The organism is Hydrogenophaga borbori, from assembly GCF_003417535.1.
In the GTDB taxonomy this organism is placed as follows: Bacteria; Pseudomonadota; Gammaproteobacteria; order Burkholderiales; family Burkholderiaceae_C; genus Hydrogenophaga; species Hydrogenophaga borbori.
On the sequence record NZ_QVLS01000001.1, the window covers coordinates 534,114 to 550,532 of the forward strand.

Below are 16,419 nucleotides of genomic sequence, written 5' to 3' on the forward strand. Positions count from 1 at the left end.
CGGTTCGCTTCAGTTCGCGGGGATCGTGCGGCCAATCATCTTGAGTTCGATGTTCAGCGGCCTCGGGTTCGGATTGACGGGCCCCTTGTTGCGAAGGATCACCAGCTCGGTCTCGTGCGCGTGGTGATTGGCGGGCGTGGGGATGCGCGCGACCTCCTCGAACTGGGGGCTGGCCATCAGGTGCTCGAAGCGGCGCATGGCCTCCAGGTCGGTCCAGAACCCCGGTTGCATCACCACGTAGTGCACGCCTTGATCGTTGAGCAGCTGGCCGAGTTCCGCTTCGCTCAGGGATTTTTCCTCGACACCGAGCTCACGCCGCACGGACAGGCGCAGCAGGATTTTGTCGGCGCGCAGCACGCTCAGGTCGCGCCGGTCCTCGCGCGCGCGCAGGTTGAAGATGAAGGAGCCGTCGCGGTAGCCGGAGAACAGCACCACGCTGTGGCGCGGCGCCAGGCGCGCGATCTGGTCGACCACGCGCGCATAGCCATCCACGTACGGCACGGGCCGCCACCAGAAGGTGATGGCACCGGTGGACAGCACCAGGGCCAGCAGTGCCGCCTGGCCGCTGAGCACCGGCAGGGCGTCCTGAACCGCCCACACGGCCACGAAGGCCAGGGGCAGCAGCAGGAACACGCTGTGGCGCGCTTCCTTGAGGTCGATCAGGGAAAAGAACACATAGCCCACCACGAACCAGCTCAGCCACAAACCCCACCAGGGCAGCGCGGCACGCTGGCGCCAGGCACGCCACACGCCCCACAGCGCCACGGCCAGCAGAGGCCAGCCCATCTGCGAAGGCAGTTGCTGCAGGTACCACAGCCAGCCCTGCACGCTCCAGCGCGGTGCCACGGCGTCGGCCACGCCGGCGACGGACTGCAGATTGGCCTGGCCGAATTTCAGGGTCATCACGACCACCGGCATCAGGGCGGCCAATGTCAGCGCGGCGATCGCCCAGTGCCGCCCCCGCCGCAACAGGCCCAGGCCCTGGTCGCGCGCCAACACGGCGAGGTAGACCAGGCCCACGAAGCCGACGGTGAGCTTGGTGTTCATGGCCAGCACCAGCAGTGCCGCGCTCAGGCCGAGCCAGCCGATGCGCCCGCTGCGCCGGTGCTCCACGAATGCCACCACGCTCCAGACCAGGAAGGCGTAGGCTGGCACCTCGGTCATCACCTGCCGGCCCCAGAGCGCGATCTCGGGCAGCAGCACCATGAGCAGCGCGAAGGCCAGCGCCGGCAGCGGCGCCAGCCAGCTGCGCCCCAGCCGCCAGCAGCCCAGGCCAAAGGCGAAGTAATGCAGGAAGACCACCAGCAGCGCGACCTCGTGCGACACGCCGAACAGCAGGTAGAACGGCGCGGTCAGCGCATAGAGCAGTGGCGGATAGAAAAGGATGGTGAGCGCCGGGTACTGCGCGTAGTAGTGGTAGGCGTAGCCCACCGGGTCTTGCCAGGGCCGGTCGCGCAGCAGGTCGGCCACGAAGGCACTGTTGAGCGCGTGGCGCGCCGCGTCGCTCCACCAGAAGGCACCGCCACGCGGCGACTGCCAGTAGAGCAGCGCCAGCACCGCGACCAGCACGGCGCTGACGAGCCACCATGAACTACGCCGCTTCATGCCCTTGACCTCGCGCCGCGAGAGGGGCCCGCCCGATCACCGACCGGAACAGCTCGAGTTGCCCGCGGGTGGTGTCCTCCCACGAGAAGCGCTCCGCGTGCCGTCGCACGGCCTCGCGCGCGGGCGGCGTCAGCATGAGCGCGCGCCAGGCCTCGGCCAGCGAGGCGGCGTCGCGCTCGCGCATGAGCCGGCCGGCGTCCGGCGTGCTCACCACCTCGGGCGTGCCCCAGATGTTGGTGGCGATGACGGGCGTGCCGCAGGCCATGGCTTCGAGCAAGACGTTGGCCCAGCCTTCGCGGCTGCTGCACAGCGTGAGCACGTCGGCCGCGGCGTACCACCACTTCAGCTCGGCCTGCGGCACCACGCCCGCGAAGCGCACGCGATCGGCCACGCCCAGGCGCACGGCCAGGGCCTCCAGCGTCGACCGGTCCGGGCCGGAGCCGGCGATCAGCAGGGTGACGTCCGGCAGCTGCGTGAGCGCCTCGATGGCGATGTGGTGGCCCTTGCGCTCGATCAGCAGGCCGACGGAGAGCAGGTAGCGCCCGTCCACCGGCAGGCCCAGGCGTTCGCGCGCCGCCGCGCGCGGCTCGGGCACGAAGCGCTCCAGGTCCACGCCGTTGCGCAGGGTGTGCAGCTTGGATGCCTCTCCCCCCAGGTCGCGCAGCGTGTCCATGAGCGCCTGGCAGACGCCGATGGAGCCGCTGGCGCGCGCCGCCGTGTCCAGGATCAGGCGGCGCGGGTAGGCGTATTGCGGGATGAGGTTGAGGTCGGTGCCGCGCGCCGTCACCACGAAGGGCTTGCCCAGCCACTTCGCCAACAGGCCGGCGGCGACGCCGTCGGGGTAGTAATAGTGGGCGTCGATGAGGTCGAAATCGAAGCCCTCGCGCTGCAGGCGCCTGAGCAGCGGCAGCGCCGCCAGCGCCATGGCCCAGGGCGCGAGGTTCATGCCCACCTTGGGCAACAGCAGGTAGCGCGGGTGGAACACCTCCAGGCCATTGCGCTCCTCGCGCCGGGGGGTCGCAGCGAACTGGGCGTACTCGCCAAAGCGCTTGGCGGTGGACGGGAACCAGGGCACGGGCGCCACGACCTTGGCCTGCACCTCGCCGCTTTTCACCAGCTCGCGCAACCGCGTCTCCACGAAGATGCCGTGGATGGGCCGCACGCCGCTCGGGAACAGCGAGGAGAAGAGCAGCACCTTCATGGGTTTCATGCGGCCGCCCCGCGGGTTTGTGTCGCCTGGGCCGCCTGGGCCAGCGCCACCGCGCGGCGCGCATTGCCGGTCCAGGTGAGCTCCAGCCGGTCGATGGTGTTGGCGGAGCCCTCGCCCAGCCGCTCGCGCAGCTCCGCGTCGCGGCACACGCGGGTGAGCGCTGCTTCCAGCGCGCCGCGGCCCTGTTCCTCGAACAGCAGTGCGTTGAGCCCGTGCGTGAGCACCTCCATGAGGTTGGGCGTGGCGGGTGCCACCACCGCCTTGCCCAGCGCCAGGTACTCCATGAGCTTGAGCGGCGAGGCGTAGGGCGTGACGGCCGGCTGCAGCGCGATGTCGAAGGCCGCCACGTGCGCGGGCACGGCGTCGCGGTGCACCACGCCGGTGAAAGTGACCCGGTCGGACAGGCCCAGGCGCGCCGCCTGCGCCTCCAGCGCGCCGCGCACCGGGCCATCGCCCACCATCAGCAGGTGGGCCTCGGGCGGCGCGTCGGGCGTGGCCATCCAGTCGATGATGCGGTCCACGCCGTGCCACTCGCGCACGAAGCCGGTGAAGCCCAGCACCAGGCGGCCCTGCAGCCCGAGCTGGCGTTTGGCCTCGTCGCGGCCCGGCGCCTGCGCGAAGTGCGAGCGGTTGATGCCATTGGGCACCACATGGATGCGTTCGGCCGGCACGCCGTAGGCCTTCACGTGGTCCGCCAGCACGGCCGTCACCGGCAGCACGGCATCGGCGCCGCGCCAGGCCATGCCCTCGGCCCAGCGCGCCAGGCGCCGCAGCGACAGGCCGCCGCTGTGCTGCTCGCGCTCGTGCACCAGCGGGGCGTTGACCTCGAGCAGCAGGGGCAGGCCGAGCTTGCGCTTGGCCATGACGCCGGCCAGCAGGAACAGGTTGTAGCGTTCGTAGATCACGTCGGGCTGGAACTCGCGCGCGGCGGCCACCAGTTTGCGGTAGGCCACGGCGCTGTAGCTGATTTCCATCAACTCATAGAGCGCGCGCGGCAGCACGGCCTTGAGGCGGTGCACCCAGCCCACACCACCGCCCATGCGGCCCTCGTCGCCGCCGCTGGCGGGCGCGACGATGCGCACCTCGTGGCCGAGGCCGCGCAGGGCCTCGATCATTTCCTCGATGTGCACGGCCTGGCCGTCTTTGCTGGCGGTGCGGTGGTGGTACAGGATGCGCATGGCGGGTTCAGGCGACCTGCAGGCGCGGCGCCTCGGCGCGCGCGAACAGCGCGGCGTAGGCGTCGACCATGCGGTCGATGGAGTAGTGCAGCTCGGCGCGCTCGCGCGCGGCGCGGGCCAGGCCCTGGGCAAAGGGAGCGTCGTCGTGCAGCCGGTTCAGGGCCCGGGCCATGGCGGCCTCGTCGTCCGAGGGCACCAGCAGGCCGCTGACGCCGTCCTCGAACACGTCGGGGGTGCCGCCCACGGCCGTGGCGAGCACGGGGCGGGCGCTGGCCATGGCCTCCTGCAGCGTGCACGAGGTGCCTTCGGCCTGCGAGGGCAGCACGAACACGTCGAGGGCGCGCAGGATGGCGGCGACGTCGCTGCGTGCGCCCGGCAGCCAGGCCAGGGCGCGCAGGCCGGCCTCGTCGAGCACGCGCTCGACCTCGGCGCGCAGGCCGCCCTCCCCCACGATGACCAGCCGAGCGCGAGCGGCCAGCTCTGGCCGCTCGCGCAGCCAGCGCACGAAGGCGCGCGCCAGCAGCGGCTGGTTCTTCACCGTCATGAGCCGGCCCACGGTGCCCACCAGCCAGTGGCGGCCGGGCTCGAAGGGGCAGCCCTCGATGGCCGGCGCGGGGCCGGGCGAAAAGCGGCGCGTGTCCACCCCGTTACCGATCAGGTGGCGCTTGGCCGCCGGCACGCCGACGGCCTCGCCGAGGTAGCGGTCCAGATCGGCCGAGACGGACACGAAGCGGCTCACGAAGGGCGCGTAGGCGCGGCGCAGCCAGCGGTACTTGGCGCTCAGGCCCTGGGGGTCGTGCGCGTCCCAGCCATGCTCGACGTGCACACGCCAGGGCACGCCCGCGGCCCAGGCCACCGGCACCACCTCGAGCGGGGCCAGGTTGCAGCTGTGCAGCACGTCGGGGCGGATCTCGCGCAACAGCCGCCAGATGGCGGGGTACTGCTTGAGCGCGTGGCCCGGCGGCTTGTCGAGCGCGATGAAGCGCACGCCCTCGCGCTCCACGCGCTGGCGGAAGTCGCTCACCGTGGTGAGCGAGAGCACCACGTGCTCGAAGCGCTCGGCCGGCAGCCGGTTGATGAGCTGCACGATGACGTTTTCCAGCCCACCGATGTCGAATCGGTAGACCACGTGCAGCACCCGCAGCCGGCGCGCCCCAGCGCTCATCGGCACGCCTCCGCGCTTTGCGCTGCGGTGCGAACGCCTTCGGGCGGCCGTGCGGCGTTCACGGTTTGTCCTCCGGGCTCAGTTCGTGCCGGCGCAGGAAGGCCTCGAACATCACCAGCATCCACAGCGGCGTGGCGTGGTCGCTGGTGCCGCGCTGGTGCTCGTCCACCAGGCGCTGGAGCTGGCGCTCCTGGAAATAGCCCGAGTCGCGCAGGCGATCGCCCAGCACGGCTTCTTTCACGCGGCCGGCCAGCGGACCGCGCAGCCAGTCGGCCAGCGGCACCGAGAAGCCCATCTTGGGCCGGTAGAGCACGTCGTGCGGCAGCTTGGGTTCCATGGCGCGCTTGAGCAGGGCCTTGCCTTCGCTGCCATCGATCTTCAGGTGGCTGGGCAAGGTGGCCAGCCACTCGATGAGCTCGTGGTCCATCAGCGGTTCGCGCACCTCCAGCGAGTGCGCCATGCTCGCGCGGTCCACCTTGGTGTTGATGTCGCCGACCAGCCAGGTCTTGTAGTCCAGGTACTGGATCAGGGCCAGCGGATCGTCGGTCTGCGCCTGGTCGGCGTGCTGGGTGAAGACGTCCAACGCGCTGTAGCCGCCCAGGCCCCGCTTGAAGCCCTCGCTGAAGAGCGCGCTGCGCTGGTCGGCGCGCAGGTGGGACATGCTGTGGTGGTAGGCCTCCACGCTGTCCATGGCCAGGGCCTGGAAGGTGGTCTTGGCGCGCAGCGGGCGCGGCGCCCAGTCGGCCTTGGGGTAGATCTGGCCCAGGGGGCCGAAGACCGGCCGGCGCAGGCCCAGCGGCAGGCGGCGTCGCACGGCCTCCTCGCCCAGGTGCAGGCGGTAGCGGCGGTAGCCGCCGAAGCTCTCGTCGCCGCCATCGCCCGACAGGGCCACGGTCACGTGCCGGCGCGCCATCTGGCAGACGCGGTAGGTCGGGATGGCGGAGCTGTCGGCAAAGGGCTCGTCGTAGAGCCAGGCCAGGGTGTCGATGAGGCCGAAGTCGTCGCTGCCCACCACGTCGAGCGTGTGGTTGGTGCGGTAGCGATCGGCCACCATCCTGGCGAAGTCCGACTCGTTGAAGCGGGGGTCGTCGAAGCCGATGGCGCAGGTGTGCACGGGCGATTCGGACAGGCCGGCCATGGTGGCGACCACGGCGCTCGAATCGACGCCGCCCGACAGGAAGGCGCCCAGCGGCACGTCGGCGATCATGCGCAGGCGCACCGACTCGCGCAGGCGCTCGCGCAGCTCGGCCTGGGCGTCGGCGGCGCTGATGGGGTTGTCGGTGGTAAAGCGCACGTCCCAGTAGGACTGGGGCTCGGGGCGCGCCGCGCCACCGCGGCGCAGCGTGAGCGTGTGCGCCGAGGGCAGCTTGTGCGCGCCCTGGTAGATGCAGCGCGGGTCGGCCACGTAGCCGAGCGAGAAGTACTCCTCCACCGCCAGCGGGTCGATGCGGCGCTGGAAGCCAGGGTGCGAGGTGATGGTCTTGAGTTCGGAGCCAAAGACGAAGCTGCCGTCGGGCAGCCAGGCGTAGTGCAGCGGCTTCACGCCCAGGCGGTCGCGCGCCAGGAACAGGGTCTGCTGGTGGCGGTCCCACAGCGCGAAGGCGAACATGCCGCGCAGGCGCTGCACGCAGGCCGGGCCCCAGGCGCGCCAGGCGTTGACGATGACCTCGGTGTCGCTGCGCGTGCGGAACTTCAGGCCGAGCGAGCGCAGCTCGGGCACGAGCTGCTGGAAGTTGTAGATCTCGCCGTTGAAGACGATGGCGATGCTGCCGTCCTCGCTGAACAGCGGCTGGTCGCCGGTGGACAGGTCGATGACCGACAGGCGCCGGTGGCCCAAGGCCAGGCCGGGCTCCAGGTGCAGCCCGTCGCTGTCGGGGCCGCGGTGCGATTGCACGTCGTTGATGCGGCGCATCAGCGCCGGGTCGAAGGGCCGCAGGCCCACGGGGTCGAACAGGCCGGCGATGCCGCACATATCAGGAGCTCTCCGTGGTGGGCAGCCAGGCCGCCAAGCGGTCCAGGTTGGCCTGCCAGCTGAAGTTCTGGACGACGTGTTCGCGCGCCGCCGCGCCCAGGCGCTCGCGGCGCGCCGGATCGGCCAGCCAGGCGAGCACGCCTTGCGCGAAGCAGTCGGCTTCATCACAGCGCCACAGGCCCTGCTCGGCCGTGGCGCCGATGGGCTCGGCGCAGGACGGGACCGTGATCACGGGCTGCCCCATGGCCATGGCCTCCAGGATCTTGTTCTGTATGCCGCGCGCCACGCGCAGGGGCGCCACCACGGCGGCCGCGTGCTGCAGGTAGGGCTCCACCTGGGGCACGGTGCCGGTGACGTGAACCGCGTCGCTGGCGAGGGCCTGCACGGCCGGCGTGGGGTTGCGGCCCACGATCCAGAAGCTGGCCCGGGGCTCGCGCTCGCGGATGCGCGGCAGCACCTCGTTGGCGAACCAGACCACGGCGTCCACGTTGGGCCAGTAGTCCATGGCGCCGGTGAAGACGATGGCGCGCTCATCGGCGGCAAAGGGAGATGGCAGGGCGGGGTCGGGCCGGAAGCGCTCGGCGTCCACGCCGTTGCCGGCGGCTTCCACGCGGTCGCGGCACTCGGGCGCGAGCGAGGCGAAAAGCTCCACCTCCTGCGGCGTGACGAGAAAGCTGCGGCGCGCGGCCAGGGCCATGTCGCGTTCGTGCGCGAGCAGGCGCCGGCCCTCGCGGCGGTACACCCAGGACAGGGGCCAGCGGTGGGCGGGCGCGTACTGCGTCCACTTGGCCGAGTCCACGTCCACCAGGTCCACCAGCATGGGCACCCGCGGCAGCAGCGCCTGGGCGTAGGGCGCCATGGTGGACGAGAACACCACGCTGGCCACGGGCCGGTGCTCGGCCGCCACCTTTTGCACCCAGTGGCGCAGGCCGGCGTGGCGGTAATAGGCCAGCGACTGGGCCTCGCCCGTGAGCAGCGCGCGCGCGCTGGCGAGCTTGCGCCAGCGCGGGTTCAGGCGCGCCACGTACAGGTCGGGGCACAGGGCGCGCAGGGCGTCCAGGTGGGCCTCGTCGGCGGGGTCGTCGATGAAGGTGGCCAGGAAAACGCGGTGGCGCTGCTGCAGGTGGCGCAGCAGGTGGTACGAGCGCACCTTGTCGCCTTTGTCGGGCGGGTAAGGCATGCGGTGGACGAGGTAGAGCAGCGGTGTCATCGCCCTGCCCTCATCCCAGATTCCTGACGATGTGCGGGCCCAGCCAGTTGGCCACCGGCAGCGGCAGGCGCCGCCAGGTCTCGATCATCAGCTTGTACTTGGGGTTGGCCGGGTTGTTCTGGGGGATGCTGTCGCGCTTGTAGAGCCGGTACTCGTAGTGCAGCGGCGTGGGCTCGAAGCCCCAATTGCGCTTGAACGAGAACGGCCCGGTGCCGACCTTGCTGCGGCCGTAGTCGAAGACCTTGAGGCCGCGCGCGCAGGCGCGGCGCATGAGTTCCCAGTACTTGAAGTCGTTGCCGGCCAGGTCGCGCGCGGCGGTGTCGTCGCCCGCGAAGGTGGGCAGCACCTCGTCGCGGAAATAGAAGCTCAGCACGCTGGACAGCGGCTTGCCCTGGTCGTCGGTGACGGTGAGCACCTCGCAGTCGTCGCCGAAGGTGTCGCGCAAGGCCTGGAAGTAGCGCCGCGACAGCGCCGGCGTGCCATGGCGGTGCACGTTGCTGGCGTAGAGCGCGAAGAAGCGGTCCACGCCGGGGTCGATGTGCGAGACCAGGCCGTTCTTGATGCCCTTGCGCACCATGGCGCGCTGCTTGCGCGGAATGGCCAGCATGTTGGCCTCTTCGGTGGGTTCGATGGGCTTGCGGAAGGTGACGTACAGCGCGTCCTGCGCGGGCCAGTCGGGGTGGCGGCGCTGCATGTGGCGCAGCTCCAAATGGTCCACGCCCAGGCGCTGGGCGATGGCCTGGGCCTCGGCCTCCAGCGCGGCGCGGGCCTCGTCGTCCAGCGCGGCCACGCCGCCATAGGCCGCGAACGGCAGGCTGCTCAGCGAATGGCCGAACAGGCGGCTATGTACGCGCGCCAGCGGCAGCACGCCGCGGATCTGGCCGTTCGATTCGGCCCACAGGAAATGGGTGTCGTGGCGCAGCACCTCACGCGTGATGCGCTCCCAGCCCGCGCGGTGGAAGAAGGTGGCCTCGGGGCAGGCCGTCACGAAGGCGTCCCAGCGCGCGGCATCCGCGGCGCGCGAGCCGTCGAGGCGGTGCAGGCTCAGGTTCGTGGTCTCAGGCAAGCGCCACCTCTGCCTGCCGGCGCCCGAGGAAGATCTGGTCCATGCGGCCCCAGGGCAGGTCCTTCAGGAGCCGGCGCAGCTTGGCCTCGTTGCGCTCGAGATTCACATAGTGGCGAAAGCGCGTCTTCAGGTCGATGCCGGGCACGCGCGGCTGCTCGGCGTCGATCTCCCAGGGGTGGAAATAGAAGATGGCGGACTCGCCGTCGCGCCGGTTCACCGATTCGATCATCCAGCGCGACAGGCTGTAGGGCAGCAGGCGGAAGTAGCCGCCACCGCTGGACGGCAGGTTGCGGCTGAAGACCCGCAGCGTGGTGGGCGGCACCTCGATCAGGCCCTCGCGCACAGGGTGCACGAAGCGCGGTGCGTCGGGCGAGCCATAGTGGTCGTGGCGCACCGGGTAGATGCTGGAGCTGTAGCGGTGCCCGGTGTCGGCCAGCACGTCCAGGGCCCAGAGGTTGCCCTCGCCAATGGAGAAGCTCGGCGCACGGTAGCCCAGCACCTCCACGCCGCCGGTGTCTTCCAGCACGCGCCGCGCGCGCACCACGTCTTCGCGGAAGTCGGTGGCGTCCAGGTCGCTCACGCGCTGGTGGCCATAACCGTGGCTGGCAAGCTCGTGGCCCTGCTCGACGATGCGGCGCACCATGGCCGGGTAGCGCTCGGCGATCCAGCCGAGGGTGAAGAAGGTGGCCTGCGCGCCCTCGTCGGCCAGCATCTGCAGGATGCGGTCCACGTTGCGTTCGACGCGGCACTCGACGCTGTCCCAGTCGCTGCGCCGGATGTAGGGCGCCAGGGCGGAGACCTGGAAGTAGTCCTCGACGTCGATGGTGAGGGCATTCAGGCGATCGGTTTTCATCAACATGAGGTGCTCTCCCTGAAAGGGGTCAGCCCGGCGGCGCGTCGCTGGGCGCGCCGCCCTGCGGACCGTTTCCGTTGCGACCCTTGCGGGCGCCCGCGACGATGCGCCGCAGCGAGCTGAGGATTTCCAGGCTGATGCGCTCCTGGCGCAGCACGCTGCGCTCGATGCGCAACAGGCGCGCGCTGAGCTGCTCGGCCGCCACCTGCGTGAGCTGCTCGGACATGCCCTCGACCATGCCGGGGTCGATGTCCAGGTCCAGCGGTTCGACCTGGTCGGTGAGCGTGGGCGGCATGCCGCGCGGGGGAATCTCGGCCAGCGGGCCCCAGCGGCTGGCGTCTTGCTCGGTGCGCGTGGGCGAGGCGGCGGTCTCGGCCCGGGCCTCGTTCACCACGTCCTGGAAGGCTTCCAGCGTGAGGTGCGGCGTCTCGGCCAGGAAGCCCTGCAGCAGCAGCCGGTCCACCAGCAGGTTGATGCGGCGCGGGATGCCTCCCGACTCCTGGTGCAGCAGCGCGAAGATGCCTTCGTCGAAGGTCGGCTTGTCGGTGGCGCCGGCGCACTTGAGGCGGTGCTCCACGTAGCCGCGCGTGTCCTCCTCGTCCAGCGGGCCCAGGTGGCAGCGCGCCGTGACGCGCTGGCGCAGCTGCAGCATGCGCGGGCTTTGCAGGATGTCGCGGAACTCGGGCTGGCCGATCAGGAAGGTCTGCAGCAGCGCCTGGTCGCCGAACTGGAAGTTGGAGAGCATGCGCAGCTCTTCCACCGCCTGGGGCTGCAGGTTCTGTGCCTCGTCGACGATCAGCAGGCAGCGCTTGCCCTGCGAGACCTGGGTGATGAAGTAGGCCTCCAGGGCCATGAGCATGTCGGCCTTGCTGTTGCCCTTGACGGACACGCCGAACGCAGCGCACACGAGCTTGAGCGCGTCCTCGGCGCCCAGCTGTGTGCTGACGAGCTGGGCGGCCACGACCGAGCCGTTCTCCAGGCTGTCGAGCAGGTCGCGCACGATGGTGGTCTTGCCCGCGCCCACCTCGCCCGTGATGACGATGAAGCCTTCGCCGCGCATGACGCCGTACACCAGGTAGGAGCGCGCCCGCCGGTGCGGCTTGCCCGAAAAATAGAAACGCGGGTCCGGGTTGAGCTGGAAAGGCTTGCTCTTGAGCCCGTAGAAGGCTTCGTACATGGATCAGAACCGATGGGAAACCATGGCCTGGATGGCCGTTTCCCGGTAAGGGGTGGTGGCGTCGAAAGACGAGCGGCGCAGCATCACGACACCGGTGGTGCGGGCGCTCAGGCGCGTGGTCAGCGCCAGGGTGATCGAATCGAGGCGGTTGAACAGCGTGGTGCCCACACCCACGTTTTCCTGGCGCTGGAAGGTGACGCTGGCCGCCGAGCGCGGCGAAAGACGGTGCGCGTAGGCCACGCTCCAGCCCTTTTGCAGGATCTCGCTGGCGAAGTTGAAGTCGTCACCGGTGACCAGGCTGTTGTTGAGCTGGTTCGAGCGCGTGCGCTGGATCGCGGCCGTGAGGGCGCCGCGGTTGAGCATCAGCACGAAGGCGAGTTCCTGGATGCGCTGCTCGGTGACGAAGGACGTGAGGTAGCCGGGGAAGTTGGTGGTGTTGCCCGGCAGGCCCAGGCGCTCCAGCTCGCTCTGCACGCGCTGCGCGCGCTGCACCGGGTCGGGGATGCTGCCGCCGTACAGGGCGTCGAGAAGGCCCGACAGGGTGGTGCTGCCGTCGCCCAGTCCCAGCTGGCTGGTGGAGATGTCGCGCGAGTCCGTGAAACGCACCACCGCGCGGCGCATCTGGTACTCGGCCTGCAGGTTGTGGTCGTGACCGAAGAAGCGCTTGTTCGCGCCCATGGCGATGCGCGCGTTCTGCGTCGGCCGCCAGTTGAAGCCGCCGCCCCAGGTGGAGTAGGACTCGGTGTCGGCCGTGAGCACGTTGTTGGATTCGCGGCCGCCCTGCACGTAGACCAGCAGCGTCGGGGTCACCGCGTAGTTCAGTTGGCCGATCACCTGCTGCAGCGTGACCTTGCGACCCAGGCTGTAGTCGAGGTTGCTGCGCGAGGCGTCCAGCGCCCAGCCCAGGCGGGCCACGCCCTCGCTGCTGGCCAGGCGGCCCGAAACGGTGTTCTCGTCGATGTCGGATCGGTTGTCGGCCTGGGTGCGCGACGTGAAGCGGCTGTAGCGCAGCTCGTAGTCGACAGCGTCGTTGAAGCTGCCGCGCAGGTAGGGCGAGATGCGGAACTGCTTGGTCTCCGCCAGGTTCGGGCGCTCGAAATCGCCCACCGGCTGCACATCGAAGGCCGACACGCGGCTGCGGCCGACGTTGCCGTTGAATTCGACGAAGGCGGTGTTGTTCCAGGCGTCGAGCAGCAGGTTGGCGTCCAGGCCCTGCAGGTGGTCCTCCTGCCCCACGCCTTGCGCCTGGTACAGGCCGCTGAGCGAGTAGTCCACGCTGCCGGTCAGGCGCGGCAGATTGAACACGGCCAGCACCGAGGCGCCCAGCTCGGTGGTCCATTCGGACTGGCGGTCGGTGCCGCTGAGCAGGTAGTTGTCGGTGTACCACTGGCGGGCGAACACGCGCGGTTCGATCCACACGCGCGGCGGCGGCCCCTGCGGCGTGATCGACTCCTGCACCTGGGTGGCGGCGCCCGGCACTTCCATCGGCACCTGCGCGCGCGCCGCTCCCGCCAGCGCCAGGGTGGCCAGGGCCACGGCGCTCAGTGGCAGGCGGCACCGGGGGCGCGGGATCGAGGGGGTCGCTATCGGGCGCATGGTCTGCCTCGCTGGCCCTCAGGCCGTGGTGTTCGCCTCGGCCGGCGCTTCCGTGCCGTAGCCGTAGCCATAGCCGTAGGAGTTGCGCTCTTCCTCGCGGACCTGGTTGAGCACCATGAGCTTGATCGGGCAGTTCTCGATCGCCTCCAGCGCGTGGCGCACCTGGGCGCGCTGCGTCTGGCCGGCCTGCACCACCATCACGATCTGGCCCATGTGCGTGGCCAATACACGCGACTCGGTGGTCATCAGCAGCGGCGGCGAATCGAAAATGATGATGCGCTCGGGGTAGCGGTGCCCCATCTCCTCCACCAGCGTGCTCATGGCGTCGCTGGCCAGCAGTTCGGTGGCGCGCGCGTGCGGCGTGCCGCTGGGCAGCAGCGTGAGCTTGTCGATGTTGGTGCGCAGCAGCACCTCGGACATCTCGGTCTCGTTGCCCACCAGCAGGTCCATCAGGCCCCGGCCGGACGGCAGACCCAGGGTCTTCATGACCGAGGGGCGCGAGACGTCGGCGTCGACCAGCAGCACCGTGTGGTCAAGCTCCATGGCAATGCTCACCGCCAGGTTGATGGCGGTGAAGGTCTTTCCCTCGCCCGCCAGCGCACTGGTGATCATGATGCGGTTGCCGTGGGTCACGGGCGCGGCGCCCTTGCCCATGGCGTTGGCCAGCAGCGGGCGCTTGATGACGCGGAACTGCTCGGCCGTGAGGGAGCGCTGGGCCTTGGGGGTGACGAAGCCCGCTTCCGTCAGGGCGTCCAGGTCGAGCTGCACGACCTTGGAGCTGCTCTGCGGACGCAGGGACTGCGTGGGCCTCGGCATGGCCACGGGCGGGCGCGCCGCGGCAGCCGGCGGGGCCTCGGGGGTGTCGGGTATGTCGGCCCCGGCCTGGCGAAGCTGCTCCAGCCGTTGCGCCGCTTTTTCGATCAGACTTGCCATCGCTTCAGGCCCCATTCAAACGGATGATTGGTGAATGGACAGCGCCACCATGCCCAGCGCGAACAGCAGCACCAGCGCGACGATCGCGACGATCACCCGCAGCAAGCTGCGCCCCTGGCGGTGGCGGATCACCTCGTTTCGCACCTGGGTGACCACGCCCAGCAGGGGCAGGTCGACCGCGCTGCGCAGGCCGGCGGCATCGAAGTACACCGGCCGCAGGTTGCTCACCATGAACGCCACCGCCGCCCCAGCCACCAGCGAAAGCAGCAGCACGCCCGGCAGCAGCACCACGCGGTTGGGGGCCACCGGGCGACGCGACACCTGAGGCGGCTCCACCACGCGGAACTGCGCCACGTGCGCGTCGCTTTGCAGCTCGTTGCTCAGGGCCACGGTCTCGCGCCGCGCGACCAGGTCCTCGTAGTTCTTGCGGTGCACGTCGTAGTCGCGGTTGAGCTGGGCCAGCTCGGCCTCGACCTGCGGCGCCACCTTGGCTTGTTCGCGGATGCGGGCGGCGCGGCCTTCGTACTCGGCCACGCGGGCGCGCAGCGAGGCGACCTGCACTTCGGTGGCGGCCACCGTGCGCGACATCTCCTGCATCGCGGGGTTCATGTCGGGCATGGGCCGGCCGGCGGCCTCGGCCTGCTGGGCGCGCTTGCGCAGGGCCTCGACCTCGCGCGCCTTTTGCTGCTCGAGCTCGGCGATCAGCTTGCGGGTGTTCTGCACGTCGGGGTGCTGCTCGGTGAAGCGCTGCAGCAGGCCGTCGAGGTTGCGGCGCAGCACGTCGATGCGGGCGTCGATCTCGGGCGTGGCAAAGGTCTGGGCGGGCAAGGTGGCGGCGGCGTTGCGGGCCGCGGCGCGCGCCTGCTCGAGCTGGGCACGGGCCGCTTCGCGGGCGCTTTCGGCCTCGCGCAACTCCAGCCGCGCCTGGCTCAACGTGGTGCTGATTTCGGCCATGCGGCCGGCCATGTCCACCCCACCCTGGGTCTGCATGTCGATATGGCGCAGACGAAAGTCCTTCAGCCGTGTCTCGGCGTCGGTGAGCTTGGACTCGTAGTTGCGGATCTGCTCCTCGATGAACTTGCGCGCGTTCTGCGCATCGGCCGTGTATGCCCCCGTGCGCGAGGCGATGAAGGTCTTCATCAGCGCGTCCACCACGCGCAGCGCCAGCTGGGGGTTCTGGTCGCGGTACGAGATGGTGTACAGGTTGTCGCGGCCGGTGGACTTGAGCTGGATGTTGCCCATGATGCGGCCGACCAGCGCGTCCCGCTCGGCCTTGCCGGCCAGGGGCACGCCCAGGTCCTCGGACTGCACCAGCTTCTCGATGGTGGGCCGGCTGATGAGTGTGCGGCCCAGCATCGCCACCTGCTGTTCGACGTCGGGCTGGATCGTCAGGCCCGCCATCAGCGGACGCAGGATGGATTGCGTGTCGACGTACACCCGGGCCGATGCCTCGAAGCGGTCGGGGATGAACATCACGGCGGCGGCGCCCAGGAGGGCCACGGCCCATGCCACGGCCACACCGGTGCGGCGGTACAGCCACATGCCGCGCAGCGCGTTGGTGAGTTGGTGGATCAGTTCATGCATGCGGATTGCGGGACGATCGGGGCAAGCGCGATCACCGTCGGGCGACGGTGATCAAACGGAAGGGCCTGGTCAGAACCAGCCTTGGGGAATGATCAGCACATCGCCCGGCAGCATCTCGACGTTGGCCGAGATGTCGCCGCGCTTGACCAGGTCGTCCAGGCGCACGCTGTAGCGCTTGTTGCCCTCGGCGGCGCGCACGATGGTGGCCTTGTTGCCGCTGGCGAATTCGGTCAGGCCGCCGGAGGCGATCAGCACGTCCATCACCGTCATCTTGTGGCGGAACGGCAGGGCCTGGGGCTTGACGGCCTCACCCACCACGCGGACTTGCTCGCTGTGCGAGCCCACGAAGTTGGTGACGATCACGGTCACGACCGGATCGCGCACGTACTTGCCGAGCGCCTTCTCGACGTCGCGGGCGATTTCCTGGGAGGTCTTGCCCTGGGCAAGGAGTTCGTCGACGAGCGGGGCAGAGACCTTGCCGTCCGGCCGCACGGGCACCACGGCCGACAGCTCCGGGTTGCGCCACACGCTGATGGACAGGGTGTCGCCCGGGCCGACGAGGTAGTTGTAGGACGCGGCGGCGGATGCGGTGGGCGGCGCGGGCGGATACGAACCGCCGCTGGCGCAACCAGCCAGGATGGCCGCAGCCGCCAACATGGCCACGCGGAAGCGGATGGACGTATGTTTTTGCATGCTCACGGCCTCCAAAGAAGGGACAAGTGTTAATAAAAGTAAACAGTCGGCGAATATACCCCAGCACCCTATGGTGAACCACCTTCACGCCTCGGGAAGCTCATTCAAACGTGGGACTCCATGCAGTACTGCACGCGCAGTACATCATGGCGACGGAACCGCAGTCAAAGGTCGACA

Annotated in this window: 13 protein-coding genes; all 13 read right to left on the reverse strand. The window is 70.0% G+C overall.

Annotated elements, in window-relative coordinates:
- Positions 1-9 precede the first annotated feature (9 nt).
- The 13 genes from DY262_RS02545 to DY262_RS02605 all read right to left on the reverse strand — a co-directional run bounded on the left by DY262_RS02545 (position 10) and on the right by DY262_RS02605 (position 16,242).
- Positions 10-1,605: an ArnT family glycosyltransferase gene (locus DY262_RS02545; protein ID WP_116957393.1), complete on the reverse strand. Its 1,596-nt coding sequence runs from the start codon at positions 1,603-1,605 to the stop codon at positions 10-12.
- Positions 1,592-2,815 (reverse strand): glycosyltransferase family 4 protein, encoded by a 1,224-nt coding sequence (locus tag DY262_RS02550; protein WP_116957394.1) that lies wholly within the window; start codon positions 2,813-2,815, stop codon positions 1,592-1,594. Before DY262_RS02550 ends, DY262_RS02545 begins: the two co-directional genes overlap by 14 nt.
- Positions 2,812-3,993: a glycosyltransferase family 4 protein gene (locus tag DY262_RS02555; RefSeq protein WP_116957395.1), complete on the reverse strand. Its 1,182-nt coding sequence runs from the start codon at positions 3,991-3,993 to the stop codon at positions 2,812-2,814. Before DY262_RS02555 ends, DY262_RS02550 begins: the two co-directional genes overlap by 4 nt.
- 7 nt (positions 3,994-4,000) lie before the next feature.
- Entirely contained in the window at positions 4,001-5,158 is a 1,158-nt protein-coding gene (locus DY262_RS02560; RefSeq protein ID WP_116957396.1) for a TIGR03088 family PEP-CTERM/XrtA system glycosyltransferase, read from the reverse strand.
- 58 nt (positions 5,159-5,216) lie between these two features.
- A complete protein-coding gene (locus DY262_RS02565; protein WP_116957397.1) occupies positions 5,217-7,130 on the reverse strand; it encodes an XrtA/PEP-CTERM system amidotransferase in 1,914 nt (637 codons plus the stop codon).
- A gap of 1 nt (position 7,131) precedes the next feature.
- A complete protein-coding gene (locus tag DY262_RS02570; protein WP_116957398.1) occupies positions 7,132-8,340 on the reverse strand; it encodes a TIGR03087 family PEP-CTERM/XrtA system glycosyltransferase in 1,209 nt (402 codons plus the stop codon).
- 10 nt (positions 8,341-8,350) lie between these two features.
- Positions 8,351-9,406, reverse strand: a complete 1,056-nt coding sequence (locus DY262_RS02575) for a FemAB family XrtA/PEP-CTERM system-associated protein (protein WP_181936392.1) — start codon at positions 9,404-9,406, stop codon at positions 8,351-8,353.
- Positions 9,399-10,265, reverse strand: coding sequence for an XrtA system polysaccharide deacetylase (locus tag DY262_RS02580; protein WP_116957399.1), 867 nt, complete (start codon positions 10,263-10,265; stop codon positions 9,399-9,401). Before DY262_RS02580 ends, DY262_RS02575 begins: the two co-directional genes overlap by 8 nt.
- A gap of 22 nt (positions 10,266-10,287) precedes the next feature.
- Entirely contained in the window at positions 10,288-11,436 is a 1,149-nt protein-coding gene (locus tag DY262_RS02585; protein ID WP_116957400.1) for an XrtA/PEP-CTERM system-associated ATPase, read from the reverse strand.
- A gap of 3 nt (positions 11,437-11,439) precedes the next feature.
- The gene (locus tag DY262_RS02590; protein ID WP_147326160.1) at positions 11,440-13,032 is read right to left on the reverse strand and encodes a TIGR03016 family PEP-CTERM system-associated outer membrane protein; all 1,593 of its coding nucleotides are present in this window, start codon (positions 13,030-13,032) and stop codon (positions 11,440-11,442) included.
- Positions 13,033-13,050: 18 nt separating this feature from the next.
- Positions 13,051-13,965: an XrtA-associated tyrosine autokinase gene (locus DY262_RS02595; RefSeq protein WP_116957402.1), complete on the reverse strand. Its 915-nt coding sequence runs from the start codon at positions 13,963-13,965 to the stop codon at positions 13,051-13,053.
- 15 nt (positions 13,966-13,980) lie between these two features.
- Positions 13,981-15,549, reverse strand: coding sequence for an XrtA system polysaccharide chain length determinant (locus DY262_RS02600; protein ID WP_116957403.1), 1,569 nt, complete (start codon positions 15,547-15,549; stop codon positions 13,981-13,983).
- A gap of 69 nt (positions 15,550-15,618) precedes the next feature.
- The gene (locus DY262_RS02605; protein ID WP_181936393.1) at positions 15,619-16,242 is read right to left on the reverse strand and encodes an XrtA/PEP-CTERM system exopolysaccharide export protein; all 624 of its coding nucleotides are present in this window, start codon (positions 16,240-16,242) and stop codon (positions 15,619-15,621) included.
- Between the last annotated feature and the right edge of the window lie 177 nt (positions 16,243-16,419).